Annotated in this window: 4 protein-coding genes; all 4 read right to left on the bottom strand. The window is 64.7% G+C overall.

Features of this window, described 5'->3' with window-relative positions; all coding sequences use genetic code 11:
• Positions 1–238 precede the first annotated feature (238 nt).
• Genes WBV89_RS12035 through WBV89_RS12020 form a run of 4 tightly spaced genes read right to left on the bottom strand, consistent with a single transcriptional unit; the run spans position 239 to position 3,950 of the window.
• Positions 239–1,507 (bottom strand): branched-chain amino acid ABC transporter permease, encoded by a 1,269-nt coding sequence (locus tag WBV89_RS12035; protein WP_423981592.1) that lies wholly within the window; start codon positions 1,505–1,507, stop codon positions 239–241.
• 10 nt (positions 1,508–1,517) lie between these two features.
• Complete coding sequence (locus tag WBV89_RS12030) at positions 1,518–2,411, bottom strand: branched-chain amino acid ABC transporter permease (protein WP_423981591.1); 894 nt, start codon at positions 2,409–2,411, stop codon at positions 1,518–1,520.
• Position 2,412: 1 nt separating this feature from the next.
• Complete coding sequence (locus WBV89_RS12025) at positions 2,413–3,192, bottom strand: ABC transporter ATP-binding protein (RefSeq protein ID WP_423981590.1); 780 nt, start codon at positions 3,190–3,192, stop codon at positions 2,413–2,415.
• Positions 3,189–3,950 carry an ABC transporter ATP-binding protein gene (locus WBV89_RS12020; RefSeq protein ID WP_423981589.1) on the bottom strand — a complete coding sequence of 254 codons (762 nt, stop codon included), beginning with the start codon at positions 3,948–3,950 and terminating at the stop codon, positions 3,189–3,191. The genes WBV89_RS12025 and WBV89_RS12020 overlap by 4 nt, the downstream gene beginning before the upstream one ends.
• Positions 3,951–3,992 lie beyond the last annotated feature (42 nt).

Below are 3,992 nucleotides of genomic sequence, written 5' to 3'. Positions count from 1 at the left end.
GTCACCGGAATCTTCGTCGCTGCCGCAGGCAGCGATGAGTAGACCTGCCGCCAGCATCCCGGCGATGGCGCGCTTTCTCGTGCGTGGTGTTCGCATTTTCTCCCCCTGTTGCTTCCCCGGCCACGGGAATGTGACCTCAGGCACACCATAGTTCGCGTCCGCGATCCCGTGGTGAATCCCCACCGGCGTGGGGTCGTTCGACGACGGCGCGGGTGACCTGCGTCGCCGTCGAAGTCGATCAGTTGTGGGGTTCGTCGGTCAGGGGATCGTTCGACGCCGAGCCGGCCGAGATCTCTTCCGCCTCGCGGTGCAGCTCCGCGTCCGCGCCGTCCGGTGGCGTCGGCGCGACGGCCCCCGCGGGCGGCTGGGGAACGATCTGGACGATGCGCCCCTTGATCTTCCTCATTCCGGCCACCACACCACCGGGCAGAACGAAGGTCAGCACGATCAGCATCGCACCGAGAATCAGCACACCGGTCGGTCCCTGCAGCCATCGCTCGGGGATCACGGGGAACTCTTCGGTGGATGATGACCAGTCGGGCACGAAGGCGATCACGATGCCGCCGATGACCGCCCCGGAAAGTGTGCCCACACCTCCGACGACCAGACCGACGATGAAGTTGATCGCCAGCAGCTGCGTGAAGTCGAGCGGTGATGCGATGCCGAGTTCGGCCACGTAGACGACGCCGCCGACACCACCGAGCGCGGAGGCGAGGCCGAACGACAACGTCTTGTCCTTGGCCAGGTTGATGCCGGAGACAGCGGCGCTCGTCTCATTGTCGCGGATGGCGCGGATGGCTCGCCCGGCTCGGCTCTTGATCAGGTTCGAGACGAGCCAGATGCACACCGCCAGGAGGACCGTGAAGAGGAAGAACTTCCAGATCCGGTCGGACTCGCTGCTCGAGAGGTCTCCATCCCCGAAGTACTGACCGATGATCGGGATCTTCTGGAAGATCGCCGCGATGCCGTCGAGCGGCAACCAGCTCGGCGGTACGAGATCGGAGTCGACCGACTTGCCCGCTGCACCGCCCGTGTACTCGTCGAGCGAGTCGAGCTGGACGATCGCCGGGAATGTTGCCGCCATCCCCAGGGTGACCAACGCCAGATACAGACCTCTGATCCGCAAGGCCGGCAAACCGAAGAGTGCTCCGATGAGGAAGCAGGCGGGGACGACGACCACGAGCGAGAGCAGCCAGGGCCAATTGTGGTCGGCGACCATGTAGGCGCCGAGGTATGCACCGGTCCCGAAGAAGAAGCTCTGGCCGAGGACCAACTGGCCCGTGTAGCCGACGACCACCTGCAACCCGAGAATGGCGATCATGAAGGCGATCGCCTTGGACGCTCGCGGCAGGCTGATCGCGTAGCCGTTGTCGAAGATCGTGAGCTGGGCGGTGTCGGCGTAGGCGAACGCGAACAGCACCAACGCCAGGACGAACAACGTCCAGCCGACGATCTTGAACGTTCGAGCCTCCCGTGAATCGGCAGCCCAGACAAATCGTGCAGACATCATCGTCCCCCTAGACGCGTTCCACTCTCGCCGTGCCGAACAGTCCGGACGGTCGGAACAGCAGGACCAGCATGAGGACGATGACGGCGGTGGCCAAGCTCATCTCGTTGGGGATGAACCCGACGTACGGGACCACGATGCTCTGCACCATGCCGATGACGAGGCCACCGATCACGGCACCCCACAGACTGTCGAGTCCACCGATCGCGGCTGCCGAGGCCGCGAAGATCAGCACTCGCACCATGACGGTCGGTTCGAGTTGGCGGATCGGGTCGGCGACGAAGACGCAGGCACCGAGGGTTCCCACCGCAGCGGCGAGCGCCCAGCCGAACTGCAGGGTCGGCCCGACTCGGATCCCGGAGAGTTCGCTCGAGTCGAGGTTCGAGGACACCGCACGGAATGCGAGGCCGATCTTGGTGGTGTTGAGCAGCAACGTGACGAGCCCGGCGACGATCAGCACCGTGGCCACGACGCCCACCGTGTACCAGGTGAGTGTTGCATTGCCGATCGTGACGGCGGTGCCTGCCGGATACATCCGCGGGAAGGCACGCGGTCCGAAGCGCCAGATGATGCCGGCGAGGGCGGTGATCGACAGGAACAACCCCAACGTCACGATCACCAGCGGGAGGTGGTCATAGGGGTCGAACGGTCGGATCAGAACCCGCTCGATCACGGCAGCCCCGGCGGCGCTGAGGAGCATGCCGAGGATCACCGCGACCCAGATCGGCAAACCGCGTTCGGTGGCCAGCACCAACACGATGAAGGCCCCGAACATGGCCATCTCGCCTTGCGCGAAGTTGATCAGGGTGGTCGCCTTGTAGATGATCACCAGCGCCAGTGCGATCAGCGCATAGGTGGAGCCGTTGGAGAGTCCGTCGAAGAGTCGTGCGAGAAAGAGGTCCATGTCAGACTCCCAGGTAGGCCTTGCGGATGGCGTCGTTGTTCATGAGCTCGTGGGCGTTTCCTTGGATCGAGATGGTCCCCGATTCGAGGACGTAGCCGCGGTCGGCGATGCTCAGCGCCAGTTGTGCGTTCTGCTCGACGACCAGCATCGTGGTGCCGGTCTCTTCGTTGATCCTGCGGAAGCGTTGGAAGAGGTCCTGCACGATGAGCGGTGCGAGGCCGAGCGAGGGCTCGTCGAGCAACAGCAGTTTCGGACGTGACATGAGCGCCCGGGCGACCGCCAGCATCTGTTGCTCGCCGCCCGACAGGCTCCCCGCGCGCTGATGGCGGCGCTCCTTGAGCACCGGGTACACGTCGTACCAGCGCTCGATGTCGGCGTTGACCTCCTTGTCCTTGCGGACGTACGCACCGACGTGGAGGTTGTCCTCGACCGACAGTTCCGGAAGCGTGCCGCGTCCCTGTGGGACGTGGGCGACACCCAGCCGAACGATGTCGGCAGTCTTCTTGTCGATCATCTCCTGATCGAGGAACGTGACGCTTCCACTGGAGTCGACCTTGCCGGACAATGCCCGAAGGGTCGTCGTCTTCCCGGCGCCGTTGGCTCCGAGGATGACGACCACCTCGCCCTCGGCGACGTGGAAGTCGAGACCATGCAGGACCTGGATCGGTCCGTATCCGCCGCGCAGGTCCTTCACGTCGAGCAGCGTGTCGCCGATCGTCTTGGCGGCTGGGGTGTCGGCGGCGACGGCGTCCGATCCGCTCTCGTTGGTGGACTCGCTCATGCCGGTGCTCCCAGGTAGGCCTCGATGACTGCTGGGTCCTCTTGCACGTCGGCGGGCAGGCCCTCTGCGATCTTGCGACCGAAGTCGAGGACGACGATGTGCTCGCTGAGTTTCATCACCATGCCCATGTGATGCTCGACGAGCAGCACGGTGAGGTTGTAGCGGTCGCGGAGGTCGCGGATCAGGTCGGAGAGCACGTCCACCTCGCTGTGGGTGAGGCCGGTCGCCGGCTCGTCGAGCATCAGCAGTTTGGGTTTGCCCATCAGCGCTCGCGCGAGCTCGACCCGCTTGAGGGTTCCGTACGGCAGGCCGGCGCAGGGGGTGAAGGCCTCACCGGCGAGGCCGAGATCGACGAGGATCTCGTATGCCTCAAGTTCGAGTTGGTGTTCTTCGCGTCGGCGGCCGAGGTTGAACATCGACGTGAACATGTTCTGCTTGGCTGCCGTGTGCGCTCCGGCCATGACGTTCTCGATCACCGTCATCCGCGGCCACAGCGCGAGGTTCTGGAACGTCCGGAAGATCCCGAGCCGACTGATCTCGTGCGGCGCATGCGGGAGCAGGTCGTCACCGTCGAAGCGCATCTGCCCCTGCGTCGGGTCGTAGATGCGGCTGACGACGTTAAAAAGTGTCGTCTTGCCGGCTCCGTTGGGGCCGATCAGGCCGCAGATCTGGCCCTGTTCGATCTCGAACGAGAGCTCGCTGAGCGCCACGATGCCGCCGAAGCGCACCGAAACGTCCTGGATTTCCAGTAGTGCCATCCGTCTTCCCCCTTGACGAGCTCGCTGCGGTGAACGTAGCAG

Origin of the sequence: Ilumatobacter sp. (assembly GCF_049588435.1) — a bacterium.
Taxonomy (GTDB): domain Bacteria; phylum Actinomycetota; class Acidimicrobiia; order Acidimicrobiales; family Ilumatobacteraceae; genus Ilumatobacter_A.
The sequence above is the reverse complement of the archived record's forward strand: the minus strand, read 5'-3'. Positions and strand labels throughout refer to the sequence as shown.

What these genes read in the sequence shown, in the direction of transcription:
- WBV89_RS12035 (WP_423981592.1), bottom strand. Translation starts at nt 1,507, where the DNA reads ATGTCTGCACGATTTGTCTGGGCTGCCGATTCACGGGAGGCTCGAACG.
- WBV89_RS12030 (WP_423981591.1), bottom strand. Translation starts at nt 2,411, where the DNA reads ATGGACCTCTTTCTCGCACGACTCTTCGACGGACTCTCCAACGGCTCC.
- WBV89_RS12025 (WP_423981590.1), bottom strand. Translation starts at nt 3,192, where the DNA reads ATGAGCGAGTCCACCAACGAGAGCGGATCGGACGCCGTCGCCGCCGAC.
- WBV89_RS12020 (WP_423981589.1), bottom strand. Translation starts at nt 3,950, where the DNA reads ATGGCACTACTGGAAATCCAGGACGTTTCGGTGCGCTTCGGCGGCATC.